Origin of the sequence: Roseovarius sp. 10 (assembly GCF_033100315.1) — a bacterium.
Lineage (GTDB): Bacteria > Pseudomonadota > Alphaproteobacteria > Rhodobacterales > Rhodobacteraceae > M30B80.
Genome location: NZ_JAWLVH010000003.1, coordinates 181,986 through 198,213 on the forward strand (window position 1 = coordinate 181,986; position 16,228 = coordinate 198,213).

Annotated in this window: 16 protein-coding genes and 1 riboswitch; of the genes, 4 read left to right on the forward strand and 12 right to left on the reverse strand. The window is 56.3% G+C overall.

All coding sequences use genetic code 11. The features are described from left to right. Window positions 1-96 precede the first annotated feature (96 nt). Window positions 97-981 carry a DMT family transporter gene (locus RYZ18_RS11335; RefSeq protein ID WP_317656909.1) on the forward strand — a complete coding sequence of 295 codons (885 nt, stop codon included), beginning with the start codon at window positions 97-99 and terminating at the stop codon, window positions 979-981. Here the strand turns inward: RYZ18_RS11335 and RYZ18_RS11340 are convergent. Together RYZ18_RS11340 and aroC are read right to left on the reverse strand one after the other, a co-directional pair. Next, window positions 978-1,616, reverse strand: coding sequence for a hypothetical protein (locus tag RYZ18_RS11340; protein WP_317656911.1), 639 nt, complete (start codon window positions 1,614-1,616; stop codon window positions 978-980). The genes RYZ18_RS11335 and RYZ18_RS11340 overlap by 4 nt on opposite strands. A gap of 166 nt (window positions 1,617-1,782) precedes the next feature. Beyond that, entirely contained in the window at window positions 1,783-2,883 is a 1,101-nt protein-coding gene (gene aroC / locus RYZ18_RS11345; RefSeq protein ID WP_317656913.1) for a chorismate synthase, read from the reverse strand. A 96-nt stretch (window positions 2,884-2,979) separates the two neighbouring features. Next, window positions 2,980-3,088, forward strand: a riboswitch (TPP riboswitch). 55 nt (window positions 3,089-3,143) lie between these two features. Here aroC and thiB point away from each other — a divergent pair. Genes thiB through RYZ18_RS11360 form a run of 3 tightly spaced genes read left to right on the forward strand, consistent with a single transcriptional unit; the run spans window position 3,144 to window position 6,341 of the window. Beyond that, the gene (gene thiB, locus RYZ18_RS11350) at window positions 3,144-4,130 is read left to right on the forward strand and encodes a thiamine ABC transporter substrate binding subunit (protein WP_317656914.1); all 987 of its coding nucleotides are present in this window, start codon (window positions 3,144-3,146) and stop codon (window positions 4,128-4,130) included. Next, window positions 4,106-5,659 (forward strand): thiamine/thiamine pyrophosphate ABC transporter permease ThiP, encoded by a 1,554-nt coding sequence (locus RYZ18_RS11355; RefSeq protein ID WP_317656915.1) that lies wholly within the window; start codon window positions 4,106-4,108, stop codon window positions 5,657-5,659. Before thiB ends, RYZ18_RS11355 begins: the two co-directional genes overlap by 25 nt. Further along, window positions 5,652-6,341: an ATP-binding cassette domain-containing protein gene (locus RYZ18_RS11360; RefSeq protein WP_317656917.1), complete on the forward strand. Its 690-nt coding sequence runs from the start codon at window positions 5,652-5,654 to the stop codon at window positions 6,339-6,341. Before RYZ18_RS11355 ends, RYZ18_RS11360 begins: the two co-directional genes overlap by 8 nt. 69 nt (window positions 6,342-6,410) lie before the next feature. Here RYZ18_RS11360 and RYZ18_RS11365 read toward each other — a convergent pair whose 3' ends face one another. The 10 genes from RYZ18_RS11365 to RYZ18_RS11410 form a co-directional block, all read right to left on the reverse strand. Beyond that, window positions 6,411-7,211 carry a cytochrome c1 gene (locus tag RYZ18_RS11365; protein WP_317656919.1) on the reverse strand — a complete coding sequence of 267 codons (801 nt, stop codon included), beginning with the start codon at window positions 7,209-7,211 and terminating at the stop codon, window positions 6,411-6,413. Between the two features lie 18 nt (window positions 7,212-7,229). Beyond that, window positions 7,230-8,579, reverse strand: a complete 1,350-nt coding sequence (gene petB, locus RYZ18_RS11370; protein WP_317656921.1) for a cytochrome b — start codon at window positions 8,577-8,579, stop codon at window positions 7,230-7,232. 15 nt (window positions 8,580-8,594) lie between these two features. Then, window positions 8,595-9,173, reverse strand: a complete 579-nt coding sequence (gene petA / locus RYZ18_RS11375) for a ubiquinol-cytochrome c reductase iron-sulfur subunit (protein WP_317656923.1) — start codon at window positions 9,171-9,173, stop codon at window positions 8,595-8,597. Window positions 9,174-9,395: 222 nt separating this feature from the next. Continuing rightward, the gene (locus tag RYZ18_RS11380) at window positions 9,396-9,851 is read right to left on the reverse strand and encodes a GNAT family N-acetyltransferase (protein ID WP_317656925.1); all 456 of its coding nucleotides are present in this window, start codon (window positions 9,849-9,851) and stop codon (window positions 9,396-9,398) included. After that, window positions 9,848-10,456, reverse strand: coding sequence for a glutathione S-transferase family protein (locus tag RYZ18_RS11385; RefSeq protein WP_317656927.1), 609 nt, complete (start codon window positions 10,454-10,456; stop codon window positions 9,848-9,850). Before RYZ18_RS11385 ends, RYZ18_RS11380 begins: the two co-directional genes overlap by 4 nt. A gap of 19 nt (window positions 10,457-10,475) precedes the next feature. After that, window positions 10,476-10,967, reverse strand: a complete 492-nt coding sequence (locus tag RYZ18_RS11390) for an RNA pyrophosphohydrolase (RefSeq protein WP_317656929.1) — start codon at window positions 10,965-10,967, stop codon at window positions 10,476-10,478. Next, window positions 10,964-12,292, reverse strand: a complete 1,329-nt coding sequence (locus RYZ18_RS11395; RefSeq protein WP_317656931.1) for a S41 family peptidase — start codon at window positions 12,290-12,292, stop codon at window positions 10,964-10,966. The genes RYZ18_RS11390 and RYZ18_RS11395 overlap by 4 nt, the downstream gene beginning before the upstream one ends. Window positions 12,293-12,333: 41 nt before the next feature. Then, on the reverse strand, window positions 12,334-13,464 hold the full coding sequence (locus tag RYZ18_RS11400) for a murein hydrolase activator EnvC family protein (RefSeq protein WP_317656933.1): 1,131 nt from the start codon (window positions 13,462-13,464) through the stop codon (window positions 12,334-12,336). After that, window positions 13,461-14,987 (reverse strand): 2,3-bisphosphoglycerate-independent phosphoglycerate mutase, encoded by a 1,527-nt coding sequence (gpmI, locus tag RYZ18_RS11405; protein WP_317656935.1) that lies wholly within the window; start codon window positions 14,985-14,987, stop codon window positions 13,461-13,463. The genes RYZ18_RS11400 and gpmI overlap by 4 nt, the downstream gene beginning before the upstream one ends. Beyond that, window positions 14,978-16,186 (reverse strand): UDP-galactopyranose mutase, encoded by a 1,209-nt coding sequence (locus tag RYZ18_RS11410; protein WP_317656937.1) that lies wholly within the window; start codon window positions 16,184-16,186, stop codon window positions 14,978-14,980. The genes gpmI and RYZ18_RS11410 overlap by 10 nt, the downstream gene beginning before the upstream one ends. Window positions 16,187-16,228: the final 42 nt, after the last annotated feature.

A 16,228-nucleotide genomic window follows, 5' to 3' on the forward strand; every position in this document is an offset into this window, starting at 1 on the left:
TTTTGAAGTTTTAAGGGCCGCCTTCTTGGGTGGCCCTTTTTCTTGGGCGGGTTTCATGCTTCTGTGTCGCAAGCAGGTTTCGGCAGGATGCATGACATGGATTTTCGCGCAATTGGAATGGGGCTGATTTTCGCCCTCATATGGTCTTCGGCTTTCACCTCCGCGCGAATGATCGTTGAAGCCGCGCCCCCCCTCTACGCATTGGTTCTGCGCTTTGGATTAGCGGGTCTGATTGGTGTGGCCATTGCCAAGGCCCTCGGACAACACTGGAAATTTTCGGCCAAGCAATGGCGCGGCATTTTGATTTTTGGCACCTGCCAAAACGCGATCTATCTGGGTCTGAATTTTATCGCCATGCAAACGGTCGAAGCGGGGCTTGCAGCCATCATCGCATCGAGTATGCCGCTGTTGGTGGCGACTGCGAATTGGGCGTTTTTCCGCGAAACCCTCCCAAAGCTTGGGATTTTCGGCCTGATAGCGGGCTTTGCTGGGGTGGCGCTGATTATGTCACAGCGATTAACAGGCGGGGCGGATGTCATGGGCCTTGCACTCTGCGTCATTGCTGCCGTGGCGCTGACCATCGCAACATTGGCCGTGCGCAGTGCTTCAGCCTCGGGCGGAAATGTGATCATGACCGTTGGCTTGCAAATGGCGGTTGGCTCGATTGTCTTGGTGCCCTTTGCCTTAATCTTTGAAACGCCAGAATTTGACATGTCGCAGCGTCTCTTTTGGGCCTTCACTTATACAACTTTAGCCCCAGGTCTTTTGGCAACGTGGATTTGGTTTTTGTTGGTCGCCCGCATTGGAGCAACCCGCGCCGCAACGTTTCATTTCTTGAATCCGTTTTTCGGCGTGGCGATTGCCGCGGCGCTCCTTGGGGAAAAATTATCTTTGGCCGACATCATTGGGGTTGCCATTATCGCAGGCGGGATTTTGGCGGTGCAGTTGGCCCGCGTCACCCCAACGGCGCCAAGCAGTTAGGCCCCGTCAAGCGGCGTATCGCTGACAATGACGCGCAGATTATCAATAGCGATGCGATAGGGGCTATCCGTATCATCACTGCCAAATAGGCTGATTTCGCCCTCTGCGTCATAGCTGCTGACCGCAATGCGCAAAGATAATCGTGTGGTTTCTTCTCCCGATTGCAGTGACCCATCGGGTTTGGGATACGCGTCAAGCAATTGAAACCGCGTGCCTGTTGGGCTTTGCCGCGCGATTTCGATCACAGGGGCATCCGCCGCGCCCGTAATGCGCAAGGCTGCATCGGCAAAGCTCAGTTCAACCGCCGCACCGTCCCATCCGTCAAGAAGCCACAGGTCTAACTCAAGCACAGCATTGCGAAAACCAAGTGGCAAAAGGATTGGTTTTTGGATCACCAACCCCGCTGCAACAGGGCCCAGAATACCGCCCGTTATCACGGATTGGTTTGATTGAGCCGCACCACTAAAGCCGCCTTCGTTAAACTCGAAATCTTCGAAAGAGACGAGTCGGTCGTCTTGCGAGAACACCCGCAAACCCGCCGTGCTGTCATTGGTGCTTGCCCAGACATCGGGGGTCGGGCCGATCCGCCAAACCATCCCAATGAGGAGGCCAAGCGCCATAAGCGCGATGATCATCGTTCTTCCATCCACCCGAAAGGATCTCGGAAGTGCCCATGTTCGCTTGGCCTGTCGCATAGTTAACCTCTTACTCGTTTACCCACTCAAGATCGCAAGGAAACTTGGTTAAAAAGCGGCAAGGCCGAGAAAATTTTACGGAATTTGAAACTAATCTAAGAAACGATCAGCCGATGTTGCCACGATTTGCGCCGATTTGTCCGCGATGCAGCAACAAATGATCCAGAACCACACAGGCCATCATCGCTTCACCCACGGGAACGGCACGAATACCCACACAAGGATCATGCCGCCCTTTTGTGATGATTTCAGCCGATTCGCCCGATTTCGTGATCGTTTGGCGCGGCGTCAGGATGGAGGAGGTGGGTTTCACGGCAAAACGCACAACCACATCTTGGCCAGTGGAAATTCCACCCAAAATCCCGCCCGCGTGATTAGAGGCGTATTGCGGGCCATCTGCGCCCATCGTGATTTCATCCGCGTTTTCACTGCCCCGCAGGGCAGCGGCGTTCATGCCCTCGCCAATCTCAACACCTTTCACGGCATTGATTGACATCATCGCTGCGGCCAAATCCGTATCGAGCTTGCCATAAATTGGCGCGCCAAGCCCTGCGGGCAAACCGCGCGCGACCACCTCGATCACCGCGCCGACACTGTCGCCCGATTTGCGAAGACCATCTAAATAGCTTGCCCAATCTGCCGCTGCCTTGGGGTCAGGCGTCCAAAATGGGTTCTGCTCAATCTGATCCCAGTCAAACCGCGTGCGGTCAATCTGATGTGGGCCCATTTGCACCATGAAGCCCGTAATTTGCAGATCAGGCAGCAGCGTGGCCAAAACCGCGCGTGCGACCCCGCCTGCGGCCACGCGTGCAGCGGTTTCTCGGGCGCTTGATCGCCCACCCCCGCGCGGATCGCGGATACCGTATTTTTGCCAATAGGTGATGTCGGCATGGCCTGGACGGAATTTTTCGGCAATTTCAGAATAATCTTTCGACCGCTGATCCGTGTTGCGGATCATCAACTGTATCGGCGTGCCTGTCGTCTGGCCCTCGTAAACGCCCGAAAGAATTTCCACCTCATCAGGTTCGCGGCGTTGCGTGGTGTATTTATTCTGCCCTGGTTTGCGGCGATCAAGCCAATGCTGCAGCATTGCGGCATCTATCGCGACACCTGGAGGGCATCCGTCAACAGTCGCGCCAAGGGCTGGCCCGTGGCTTTCGCCCCAAGTGGTAACCCGAAAAAGATGACCGAATGTGTTCATCGACATTGGCGTGACCTACATAATTTTAGCCTTCACAGGGGTTAGCCTTCCTGAGGCAAAATGCCAAGACCCTTGCCCTTCGCAGAAAACCTGCCTAGATCAGTCCTTGTCTCGGGGTGGCCCGTTATTGGGCCTGAGATGCGCAATCCTGCGTAAACCCGTTGAACCTGAACCGGTTAGGACCGGCGGAGGGAAGGCTTTGGAACAGAGGGCAATTTACCCAAGCTCCATCTTCACTTCGCCCGTCGCAATGGAGGAGTGAGGAAATGAAACACACCATCATAGCAGCGGGTATGAGCATCTTTGCAGGGGCGGCAATGGCCGAAAACCCTGTTTTGCATGTCTATACCTATGATTCATTTGTCGCTGATTGGGGGCCTGGGCCCCAGATTGAGGCTGCTTTCGAAGAAAGCTGTGGCTGTGATCTGCAATTCGTCAGCGCGGGCGATGGCGCAGCACTGCTGTCGCGGCTTCAGCTTGAGGGCAGTCGCAGCGAAGCAGATGTGGTCTTAGGCCTTGATACAAACCTGATGACAGCCGCACGCGATACAGGCCTATTCGCCACGCATGATATCCCCGCTGAGGGGCTGACCCTACCAATCGCATGGGATGATGCAGAATTTCTGCCCTTTGATTGGGGCTATTTCGCCTTTGTCCATAACGCTGATCTGCCCAATCCCCCCCAAAGTTTTGAGGAATTGGCCGCAAGTGATCTGCGCATCTTGATCCAAGACCCACGCAGTTCGACCCCAGGTTTGGGCCTCGTTTACTGGATTGAGGCCGCCTATGGCGATGGGGCTGCGCAAATTTGGCAGGATTTGGCGGATAACATCGTCACCGTCACCCCAGGATGGTCAGAGGCCTATGGCCTGTTCCTAGAGGGTGAGGCCGATATGGTGCTTTCCTACACAACATCCCCCGCCTATCACCTCATTGCTGAGGAAGATCCCAGCAAATCTGCCGCTGCCTTTGACGAGGGGCATTATATGCAAATTGAAATTGCCGGCATCACCGCGGCAAGCGATCAACCCGATTTAGCGCGTGCGTTTATGACCTTCATGCTGTCGCCCGCATTCCAATCTGTAATCCCCACGACAAACTGGATGTATCCTGCGGCTTTGCCCGTTTCGGCGCTACCCGATGGGTTTGAAACCTTGATTGCCCCTGAAAAAGTGCTGCACTTCTCGGGGGATGAGGCTGCGGCGCTTCGCGATGCAGCGATTGACAGATGGCAATCCGCACTCAGCCGCTAAGTGCCTTGGTTTGGGTCGGGACGGGCGCTTTGGCGCTTGTCCTGACCGTGACCCTTGTCCCGCTTGTGGCGATTGCCGTCACGGCGGACGATGGGTTTAAATTACGCGCGGCCGACTGGGCCGCAATTCGCTTTACGCTCCTTCAGGCATTCCTCTCCACAAGTCTGAGCCTTGCAATTGCCATTCCACTGGCCCGCGCTGTTGCGCGGCGGAGGTTTATTGGCAGGGGCATTTTCATCAGCCTAATGGGTGCCCCATTTATCCTTCCCGTCATCGTTGCCGTGATCGGCCTGATTGCAAGCTATGGTCATAACGGGTGGCTTGCGCGCGCCTTACAGGTCATTGGCCTAGACCTCCCCGAAATTTACGGGCTGCACGGCGTAGTTCTCGCGCATGTGTTTTTTAACCTCCCCCTTGCCGCGCGCTTGATCCTGCAAGAGTGGCAAGCCATTCCACAGGAACGCATACGTCTTGCACAATCTTTGGGGCTTAAGGGCGGCGCTTTTTTTCGGCATATTGAATGGCCGATTGTGCGAAGCACCGCACCGGGCGCTTTTGTGGTGATTTTTCTGCTCTGTTGCTCAAGTTTCGCAGTCGCGTTGATCTTGGGCGGTGGCCCGCGCGCGACCACGATTGAATTGGCCATTTATCAAGCGTTTCGATTTGATTTTGACCTTGGGCGCGCCGCAAGTTTGGCCGCCGTGCAGGCCCTGCTGTGCCTCGGCCTCGGCGCGTTTGCACTGCGGCTGTCAGCCCGTGGCACGGGACTTGGCACGGGGCTGGATCGCAGATTGGCCCTGCCTACTGAAGGGCGCGCATTTGTCGATACTCTGGTGATCGTGGCTGCGGGTGGATTTCTCGCATTGCCCTTGGTGCGGATCGTGATCCTTGGCCTGCCAAATCTTACAGAACTACCCACAGCCGTTTGGATTGCGGCGCTGCGCTCGCTGATCATGGCGTTATCTGCGACCGCTCTGTCGATTGCGATGGCGCTGCCAATCGCCTTTGCCTTGCTCCGCTTGCGCCGCGCCGCAATATTTGAGGCTCTTTGCCTGCTTGCCTTGGTCATTTCACCTTTGGCCCTCGGCACAGGATGGTTTTTAATCCTGCGGCCAATCACCAATCCCGTGACATGGGCCTTGCCCGTCACCGTATGCGTCAATGCCCTGATGGCACTGCCCTTCGTGCTGCGTGCCGTTCTGCCCGCCCTTCATGAAGCTGAAGCAAGCCAAGCCCGCCTTGCCACGGCGTTGGGCCTTGTCGGTTGGCACAGATTTCGGCACGCGATCCTGCCGCGCCTTATCCGTCCATTGGGCTTTGCGGCGGGTTTATGTGCGGCCTTATCAATGGGGGATTTGGGCGTGATCGCCCTATTCGCGGCACCTGATCAAGCCACTTTGCCCCTAGAGATGCTGCGCCTGATGGGGGCCTATCGTATGGCGGATGCCCAAGGGGCAGCATTGCTGCTCTTGATCCTAAGCCTGGGCTTGTTTTGGATATTTGACCGTGGGGGCCGTTACCATGCTTGAGATCACAAACCTAACCTATCGCAGCGAGGGCTTTGAATTGAACGCCACCTTCCGCGTGGAGCGAGGGGAAAGGCTGGCCTTAATGGGGCAATCAGGCGCGGGAAAATCCACGTTGATCAGCCTCATCGCAGGGTTTCTCAGCCCAAATGCGGGAGAGATCTGGTTTGACAGCGCAAACCTCACCCAGTGCGATCCATCCAAACGGCCAATTTCAATCCTGTTTCAAGACAGCAATCTTTTCCCTCATCTGACTTTGCGGGAAAACCTAGGCTTGGCCCTCTCGCCGCGATTGGCGTTGAACGCGGCGATGGAGGCGCAGATCAGCGCCGCATTGGCACAAGTGGGCCTGCGCGGGTTTGAGGGGCGCCGCCCCGCAAGCCTGTCAGGTGGGCAACAATCCCGTGCAGCCATTGCGCGCGTCCTTTTGCAAAATCGGCCAATCCTGCTGATGGACGAGCCGTTTGCAGCCCTAGATCCCGCTTTGCGGCGCGAGATGGCAGAGTTGATCCGCAGTTTGTGCCGCGATTTGGGACTGACCTTGATCCTCGCTTCTCATGATTTCACGGATGCCGAACGGATGTGTGACCGCGTGATGCTTTTGTCCGAAGGGCAGATTACAGAAGATTGCCCCATCACAGGCCTACGCGCCGCACCTCCTGCGGGTTTGGCGCCATGGCTGTAGGCAAAAGAAAAAAGCGCCTCTGGGATCAGAGGCGCTTTTAGGTTTCTATCGTCCCTTCGGGGGCGTGGCTTATTTCGCTGCGCCCGCTTTGGCGCGCGATTTGATAGGCGCCCAAAGTTTCTTATTGGTCAGATACAGCATCACAGCGAGAATGCCGAGCATGATAATCGCGGTGAAGCCAAGCTGCTTACGCTCCATCATGCGGGGTTCTGCCGCCCAAGTCAGGAACGCAGCCACATCTTTGGCCATGCTCTCGATATCATTGGGTGAGCCATCTGCGAACTCAACCGCACCATCCCACAAGGGAGGGGCCATTGCGATCAAACCACCAGGGAAAGATTCGTTCTCGTAGAAGTATGTCCCATACTGCTCCACCTCTTCGCCCGTATAATGGGTCAGAAGAGATCCAATATATTCTGGGCCACCAATGCCGTTGAACAACTGGTTCAGACCCAAACCATATGGCCCATGAAAGCCAGCACGGGCCTTCGCCATGAGGCTCAGGTCAGGTGCGTTTTCAAGGCTAGACTGCGGGAAATGGTCATTCGGAGTCGCAGTGCGCCAATCATCAATGGAGGGGTCATACACCTCGAACTGTTCCGCATAGGCGCGGGCCTGTTCGGGGGTATATCCCAAGCCATTTTCATCGGCGAGGTTGCGGTAAGCCACATATTGCAGACCATGGCAGGCAGAGCAAACTTCGGTGAAGACCTGAAGCCCGCGCTGCAACTGATCTTGGTCATAGCGACCAAATGGGCCTTGGAACGAGAATTCATAATTCACGATGTGGCCCGCTGCACCTGCTGCAAGTCCCGCTCCGGTCGAGAGGCTCAGCGCAGCAATTGTGCTGATCACAAGTTTCCTGAACATGTCAGACTATCCTTTCTCTCACTCAGCAGGAATTTTCGCAGAGGCAGGGCCAGTGCCCACGCTTGCATTGCCGTAATGGGCGTTGAAATCCTCTTCGATGGTCGAAGGCGGTGTGGTTGGCTTTTCCAGAACCCCCAGAAGCGGCAGGATCACGAGGAAATAGGCGAACCAATAGGCCGACCCGATCAAAGCGATGTAGGGGTAAATCCCTTCTGCAGGCATTGCACCCGCCCACATCAGCACGAAGAAGTTGATCACGAAAACCCAGAACCAAGGCTTAAACATTGGGCGGTAGCGGCCAGAGCGCACCGAAGATGTATCAAGCCATGGCACCAAGGCCATCACGATGATCGCACCAAACATGGCGAGAACACCGAAGAATTTCGCGTCAACAATCCCGCCTGTCAGGAACTCCGCCGCAATCACAACCCAAACTTCACCGTCAAAGGCGCGCAGGATCGCGTAGAAGGGCAAGAAATACCATTCAGGCACGATATGTGCAGGCGTGACCATTGGGTTTGCCTCGATATAGTTATCGGGGTGACCCAGATAGTTCGGCATAAAGCCCACGATGGCAAAGAAAGCCACCAGAACAACCGCCAAGGCGAACAGGTCTTTGATTACGAAATAGGGCCAGAATGGCAGCGTATCGGCTTCGGCCTCTTTCTTAGATGCGCGGCGCACATCAACACCTGTTGGGTTGTTGTTACCCGTGGTGTGGAAGGCCCAAACGTGAACGATCACCAGACCCAAGATCACGAATGGCAGCAGATAGTGCAGCGACAAGAAGCGGTTCAGCGTGGCGTTGTCCACCGCAGGCCCGCCCAAGAGCCATGTCTGGATCGCTTCGCCCACAAAGGGAATCGCGCCAAATAGGCCCGTGATCACGGTCGCGCCCCAGAAGGACATCTGACCCCAAGGCAGAACATAGCCCATAAAGGCTGTGCCCATCATCAGTAGGTAAATCAGCATACCGACAATCCATGTGACTTCGCGTGGCGCCTTGTAGGAGCCGTAGTAAAGACCACGGAAAATGTGCAGATAAACCGCGATAAAGAACAAAGACGCGCCGTTTTGGTGGATATAGCGGATCGCCCATCCCCCGTTCACGTTGCGCATAATGTGTTCAACGCTTGCAAAAGCGAGATCGACATGTGGGGTGTAGTGCATCACAAGGATGATCCCTGTGACAATCTGCATGACCAAGCAGAACACAAGAACGATGCCCCAAATCCACATCCAATTCAGGTTCTTGGGGGTTGGGATCATCAATGTGTCATAAAGAAGGCCCACGATGGGAAGGCGCGAATGCAACCACTTCTCGGCGTTGGACTTCGGTTCGTAATGGTCGTGGGGAATGCCAGACATCGGTCGTTTCCTCCGTTAACCGAGCAAAATTGTTGTATCGTCTACGAAAGACGCGTTTGGAATGTGCAGGTTCTGCGGCGCGGGGCCTTTGCGGATACGGCCTGCCGTGTCGTAATGCGAACCATGGCAAGGGCAGAACCAACCGCCGAACTCGCCTGCGCCATCACCCAAAGGCACACAGCCCAAATGGGTGCAAACGCCCTGCATCACCAACCATTCGCCTGTGTTCTCACCCTCAGGGGTGGTTAGGCTGCGGTTTTCGTCATGCGCATCCGAGCCTGCAGCGATGTTTGGGTTGCGGCTATCGGTATCTACAAGGTCATTCATGTCAACGGCGCGCGCCGCTTCAATCTCATCCTGCGTGCGACGGCGGATGAAAACGGGCTTGCCGAGGAACAGAACGGTCAACTGCGTTCCTTCCTGCACACCCGAGACATCAACGCGCATCGTGGATGCGGCTTGAACGTCTGCCGAAGGGTTCATTTGATTGACCAGCGGCCAGACGGCGGCGCCGGTTACAACAGCACCTACACCGCCTGTCGCATAGTACAGAAAGTCGCGGCGTGTGCTGGACTGGTCTTCTGCGTGTGACACTGAAAGCGTCTCCCTTGTCAGCGACCCACCAAACGGGGCCAATTGAATCGAAGCCACAGGAATCCCCCGCAGCTTTTCTCGGGCTGTTTATGCAATGAAATGATAAGCGTCTAGCGGACAAACGCGCGCAGTTTGGCCGAAATGTCGCGGTTTGTGATGAATTTTCAACCTCTGCGCGAAAAACATGAAGGTTTCACACGAAAAAAATTTCGCAAAGCCCGCCTATTTCCCGAAGTTTAGGGCCATTTTTCGGTGCAAAATACCTGATCCATCATCAAATTCGGGGCCTGTGGCGGTGAATCCCAAGCGCTCGTAAAAGGAAATCGCGCTCAATTGCGCGTCCAATTCCATCTGATGTGGATCTGGTTCTGTGGCGATGTGGCGAATATGCGCCATCACAAACCGCATAAGTGACGCACCATAGCCCGCGCCCCGCGCATCTGCGACAACCGCGATGCGTCCAATCCGCCACGCCTGCCCTGTGCGATAGAGCCGCCCTGTCGCCACAGCCCGCCCCGCCAAACGACCCAAAACATGAGTGGCTTTTGCGTCAATCGTATCAAATTCCTCTGAAAGCGGCACAGATTGCTCGACCACAAAGACAGCGCGGCGGATCTCATAGCACAGATCCAAATCAGCCTGTGTTTGCACAAGGCTAAATTCGGGCGAACCACTCATCCAACTGGGAATGTGTCTTTGAAAGAGGGACGCGCGCTTAAGCGATCAAAAAACGCGGTCAAGTTCGGGCGGGTCGCGCGCCAATCAAATTGGCCTTGGCGAAAATCAAGATAGCCCAAGCCCGCACCAACCGCGATTTGGCCCATATCAAGCGCCTGATCAAAACTCGGCACTTGGGTTTCGAAATAATCAAGCGCGCGCTCTACTTTGGCCCATTGGCCTTCATACCAAGGCTCATACCAATGTGTTTCGGGGCGGAAGCGTTTTTCATAGACCATGGCCACCACAGCCTCGATCATACCATCTGCCGCCGCTTCGGTGGTCAGCACCTCCCAAAGGCGGCTTTCGGGATAAAGCCCCGCTTGCGCATGTTGATCCAAAAAGCGGGTGATCACACGGCTGTCAAAAATCGGGCTATCGCCTTCGCGCAAAAGCACAGGAATACGTCCTGAAGGATTGGCGGCATTGAGATGGGCATCCCCGCCCATGGGTGAGGCTTTGACAGTTTCGAACACCACATCTGTCATACCCGCCTCTTTGACCATCACAAGAACCTTCCGCACGAAGGGGGATGCAGCAGAGCCGAGAACCTGAAATTGCGCCATTTTTCTTGTCCCTTTGGGCTTAGATTAAACCAAATTCTTGAAACACGGCGGCATAGATGTCGCGCTTGAACGGCACAATCTGCACCAAAAGATCCTGCGCCCGCATCCATTGCCAATCGGAGAATTCAACATCCTGATAGCTGAGGTCAATCGCGTCATCGGGGGCGGTTAATTCAACCATAACCCAATGCTGCTTTTGTCCCCGAAATTTGCCGCCCCAACGATAGGGGATCACTTCTGGCGGCAGATCATAGGTCAACCAATCAGCGGTCTGCCGTATAAACCGCGTTTGATCTTCTGAAATGCCAGTTTCCTCAAGCAATTCGCGGGCAGCGGCTTGGCGTGGGGTTTCACCCGCATCAATACCGCCCTGCGGCATTTGCCATGCAGGTTTGTCCATATCCGCGCGCGTGCCCGCGAAAACACCACCCGCGGCATTGACCATCACAATGCCAACACAGGGCCGATAGGGCAGCGCAGCGATATCAGCAGGCGACAGCGCCGCGCTCATCGGGCGTTTGGCCCCAAGGCGTTTAGCCCCGTCAGAATATCAATCGCATAGGCCAGTTGATAATCCTGATTGCGCAGGCGTGCGGTTTCCTCGGCAATGGCTTGCTCCTCATCGCGAAGACGCTGCTCATCTTCGGTCAGGGTGGTGTTGCGCAAGGCCCCGCGCAAATCGGCTTCGGAGCGGGTGAACCGATCTTCGGTTGGCGCATCCTCAACAGGGTCGCGCTGTTCCACCAGAATATCAGGGGCCACGCCCAATGCCTGAATCGAGCGGCCCGAAGGGGTGTAGTATAGCGCAGTAGTCAGTCGAATGGCCCCCTCGCCCTGCACAGGCATCACGGATTGCACCGACCCTTTGCCAAATGTGTTTGTGCCTACGACCACAGCGCGGCGATGATCTTGCAACGCGCCCGCCACGATCTCGGAGGCCGAGGCAGAGCCGCCATTGACCAGAACCACCATCGGCAATCCGTCAATCAAATCGCCTGCCGTTGCATTGTAGCGATCCCCATCCGCGCCATTTCGGCCACGGGTGGAAACGATTTCGCCCTGTTCCAAAAAGGCATCGGACACACGAATTGCTTGGGTCAATAGACCCCCAGGATTGTTTCGCAAATCAAGCACGACACCATTCAGATTTTCGATCCCGCCAAGCTCTGCGATGACATCAGACAAACCGTCCTCCAAGTTGGGGTAGGTTTGATCATTGAAGGTCGAGACGCGCAAAATCGCGGTGTTTCCCTCTAGGCGCGTGCGCACAGCAGTAAGACGGATGCGGTCGCGGATGATGGAGATGTCAAAAGGTTCATCAACCCCCTCCCGCACGACAGTGATGACAATCTCCGAACCAACAGGCCCACGCATCAGATCAACGGCTTCTTCCAATGTCAGGCCAAGCAGTGCCTCGCCATCCACATGGGTGATGAAATCACCCGCCTCAACACCCGCTTCCATTGCAGGGGTGTCATCCATTGGCGTGATGACGCGCACAAACCCGTCTTCTTGGGTCACTTCAATGCCCAACCCACCAAACTCGCCACGGGTCTGCACTTGCATCGAGTCGAAATCACGCGGCGGCAGATAGCTTGAATGTGGATCAAGCGAGGTCAGCATGCCATTGATCGCCGCTTCGATCAGCGCAGATTCATCGACCTCCTCAACGTAATTCGAGCGGATCCGCTCAAACACATCTCCAAATAAATCAAGCTGCTCGTAAACGCTGCGCTGCTGTTCCTGCTCTTGCGCCAAGAGCGGGGCGGCAAATTGGGATGCCAAGATGACCCCAGCAACCGCGCCCCCTAAGCCCGCAATAACCAGTTTCTTCATGTTCATCCGTCCTTTCCGACCGCATATCTGGCGCGGCGCACTTATTCCCAATCAAACCATGGTTGCGGATCAATCGCGCCGCCATTCTGTCTCAATTCAATATAAATAGTTTCTGAAAGCGCAGCGCCAGTCTGATCTGGTGTCTCAGTGATCAAATCTGCGCGCGCGCCTGCGGCGCTTGGCATCATTCCCAAGGGTGCGCCCTGTGAAATCACGGCGCCCGCGGTCACATAAAGATCACCAAGCCCCGCAAGAATCATCAAAATATTCCCTTCAGGTTCAAGGATCACCACATTGCCATAGTCCAACAAAGGCCCCGCATAGCGCACTGTTCCAAACCACGGGGATGTCACAAGTGCCGCAGGGGCTGTGGCTAATAACAAACCGGGGCGGCTGATGCCTGCCGCATCTTGGGCCTCGAACCCATTGAGCAACACCCCAAAAACGGGCAAAGGCACTGCGCCGCGTGCATCACTGAACCCGCGCATAGCGCTATCTTCGGGCGCAGGGGCTTGCGCCAATAAATCAAGAAACGCGTCCAATGTGTCGACTGCTTCGACAATCTGGCGCAAGGCGTCTTCGCTCAGCGCAAAGCTATCAGGGGCTTCACGCCGTTCCGCCACTGCGGCGGCGAGACTGGCGCGGGCGGTTTGCACTTCGGACAAAGCCGCCTCCATCTGCAGCACAGCACCCGATTGCAAACGGGACAAGGTGGCGATCTGGTCCAATTCCTGCCGCAACGCAATCGCTTCAGCCGCAAGCGCTGGGGTCACATCCGCAAGCACCATCCCCGCACGGGCCGAAGCAACAGGCCCATTGGGGTGCATCAAACCAACGGGGCTTGGCTCGGCTGCGATCCGCTGCATGGCCATAAGCAGCCCTGATAATTTGGCGCTCTCCGTATCCAAACGCGATTCGATTGCCCTTTGTGCAAGCGCGGCACGGCGCACGGCCTCGCGCAGGGTCAATAAACCATGTTCATAGCCCTTAATCGTCTGGGTCAGGGCCGCAATGCGATCACTGGCACTCTGGGCATTGGCAAGGGCTGTGGCCGCGGCTTCTAATTCAAGGATAGCCGCTTCGGCCGCCTCGCTTGGGTCAATCTCCGCATGCAGCGCCACAGGCGCGCAAATCAAAAACACCGACAAGAGAAGGCTAAAGCGCGCTTTCATCGCAACAGCGACTGCCCCGTCATTTCAGGCGGTTGCGGCAGGCCCATTAGGGAAAGAACAGTTGGCGCCAAATCCGCCAATCGACCATCTGCAAGGCTTGTGCCTTCGGGCGCGCCATACACCACAACAGGCACGAGATTGACGGTATGTGCCGTATGAGGGCCACCTGTCACAGGGTCGATCATCGTTTCGCAATTGCCATGATCCGCCGTCACAATCATCGCACCGCCTTTACCCTCAAGGGCCGCCAAGGCCGCGCCAAGGCCTTGATCCACCGCCTCGCAAGCAGCGATTGCGGCGCCCAAATCCCCCGTATGCCCCACCATGTCAGGATTGGCGTAATTCACCACGATCAGGTCATACTCCGCATTAATCGCGGCAACCAAATTTTGGGTCACCTCAGCGGCGCTCATCTCGGGTTGCAGATCATAGGTCGCCACTTTTGGCGAGAGCGGCATAAACCGATCCTCCCCCTCAGCCGCACTTTCTTGGCCGCCATTGAGAAAGAAGGTCACATGCGGATATTTCTCTGTTTCAGCAATCCGAAATTGACGCAAACCATGGGCCGCAACCCATTCACCGAGCGTGTTTTTCAATTCCTGCTTGGGAAAAACCACCTGCATATAGCGATCATGGTCGGTCGAATAATTCACCATCCCCAATCGCGCCGAGAGATCAGGGCGAGGGCCACGCGCAAATCCTGTGAACTCAGGCGCGCAAATTGCGGCCAATATTTCGCGCGCGCGGTCTGCGCGGAAATTCACAAAAAACAGACCATCGCCTGCCGCCATGCCTGAATAGTCATCAATCACTGTTGCGGGCAGGAATTCATCAGTTTTCTCAGCCCCATAGCCTTGATCAATCGCCGCCTGCGCGGACGAGGCTTTTGCGCCTTTGCCTTCGACCATTGCGCGATAGGCGGTCTCGACCCGTTCCCATCGATTGTCGCGATCCATCGCAAAATAGCGCCCCGTGACAGTTACAATGCGCGCGCGGTCGGGCAATCCCGCCTCAAGCCCCGCGATCTGGTCTTTTGCGGATTTCGGGGCTACGTCCCGCCCATCGGTGATCGCATGGATCACCACCTCAAGCCCTGCATCTGCACAGGCCTGAACAGCAGCCAAAATATGCGCCTGATGGGCATGCACACCACCGGGGGAGGCAAGCCCCGCAATGTGAGCGCGTCCCTTCGCGGCTTTGACAGTCGCGATGAACTCTTGCAATGCTTGGTTGCGAAAGAAGGAGCCATCCTCAATCGCCAGATCAATTTGGCCCAAATCCATGGCCACCACGCGCCCTGCGCCGATATTGGTATGGCCCACCTCGGAATTTCCCATTTGCCCCGTTGGCAAGCCGACATCAGGGCCGAAGGTCACCAAGGTCGCATTGGGGCAGGTGGACATCAGCCGATCAAAGTTTGGGGTTTTGGCCTGCAACGGCGCGTTGCCTTCGGCCTCTGTGCCGATACCCCACCCATCCAAAATGCACAAAATCACAGGTTTTTTCTGGGTATTCACGCGCATTGCGGTGCCTTTCTGCCAACCTGCCCCGTTTCTAGGATGGGTTGGACAGAGAGGCAAGTTTCAACCTCAGGCGCAAAGACGGGGGGGCGCTGCCCCATGCGCAATGCGGCCACTGCCGAGCGCGCCAAACTGCGCGCTTCGCGGATGGCAACATCCATGTCTAAATAGCGATAAGTGCCAAGCCGACCCGCAAAGCTGACGCCATGTTGACCCAAGGCTGCCGCGATATACCGCCCAAGCTGCGCCTTCTCGCGCGCAAGGCGCACAGGGTAATATGGGGTATCATTCGGCCCCGCCTCGAACGGATATTCACGGGTGATAACGCTGCCCCGCACCGCACGTTCAGGCGCGAAGTGGCGATGCTCGGTGATCCGTGTCCATGGCACATCTGGGGCGGGATAATTCATCACGGCAAGGGCTTGGGCAGGGTCAGGCAGGCGCTCATGCTCAAACCGCAGACTGCGATAGGCTAAATGCCCGTGCTGATGCTTAAAATACGCATCAATCGGCCCCGTCCAAAACACATGATCAAATCCCCCACTGTCCTGCGCCGTGACAAGCTGACCCAAATGCAGGGCAATATTCGGATGCGCGAGCATCGCCGCGACAACCGCGCTATATCCTTCGGCGGGGATCGCTTGGATCGGGTGATTGAAATAATCTGCTCGCATCGTAAAACGAACAGGCAGACACGCAAAAACGGAAGCAGGCAGGGCGTGCGCGGGGCGACCCCATTGTTTCTCGGTATAGGGTTTGAAAAACGCCTGATAGAGAGCGGGGCCAATCTGCGACAGGGCCGCCTCCTCAAAATTCTGTGGGTTTGAAATGGGGATACACTGCGCCGCGATAAAGCGGCGCGCCGCCTCTGAGGTAAAGTTGTGACCAAAGAATTGGTTGATCGTGGCAAGGGTGATTGGCAAGGGAAAGACCTGCCCGCGTAAAGACGCATCCACCCGATGCCGATAGGGCATAAACGCCCCAAACCGCCGAATAAACGCCCAAGTTGCGAGATCAGCCGTGTGAAAGATATGCGGCCCGTGGCAATGGATCATGACCCCCGTCTCAGGATCGATTTTTGTGGCACAATGCCCGCCCACATCATTGCGCGCTTCAATCACGGTGACCTTCAGCCCCGCCTCCGCACATTCACGCGCGAGCGTGGCCCCTGAGAACCCTGCACCAACCACCAAAACGGGCATTCTGCGCCTCCATATTGCCGAGGGCAGAATGAGGCTCAGGGG